The sequence below is a fragment of the Geobacillus sp. WSUCF1 genome (genome assembly GCF_000422025.1).
GTDB classification, from domain to species: domain Bacteria; phylum Bacillota; class Bacilli; order Bacillales; family Anoxybacillaceae; genus Geobacillus; species Geobacillus zalihae.
The window spans coordinates 1-539 of the sequence record NZ_ATCO01000291.1; the positions used below are offsets into that span (position 1 = coordinate 1).

General features: G+C 54.5%; 1 protein-coding gene. It reads right to left on the reverse strand.

Features of this window, described 5'->3' with window-relative positions; translation table 11 throughout:
• Positions 1-24 precede the first annotated feature (24 nt).
• Positions 25-539 (reverse strand): transposase (locus I656_RS0117270; protein WP_033007015.1); only part of this gene is annotated, 515 nt, incomplete at its 5' end.

Below are 539 nucleotides of genomic sequence, written 5' to 3' on the forward strand. Positions count from 1 at the left end.
TTAGAGAGACAAACAGGGTACCCCTTATGCGATACGGAGCTGTTTTTTGATCACATCAATAGGAATCTCTTGCTTTGCAGCGTCATAAATGAACTCTATGACGCTATGGCCTTTCCGCGACCGAAGAAGCTCCAGCCCGGTGGAGAGGTTTTGTCGGGATTCGGCGATGCTGTACACGCAAGCCAATAAAACGGTCACCCAATACCGTTTTACCGCCCGAACGTGACGGACCCGGTATCCATCCAGCTTCAGTTGATCTTTCGCCTGCCGGAAAAAGCACTCGATCGTCCAACGCTGAGCATAGTAACGCAAGATGTCTTCGTCCCCGAGTTCCCGGTCGGTGCTCAAGATGCAATGAAGATGTTCCGGCGCCATCGGCTGATCCGCCTTCCAAGCCAGCAGCACCACCGCGTCATCGAGGCCATGGATGGCCCCCTCATAGCGATACACGCGATAACGCTCCTTCCCCACCGTGACGAGGCGGGTGTCTTTGGACTCGATATAGCGGGCAAACTGCTTGGCTTGGATGGCGATGCCTT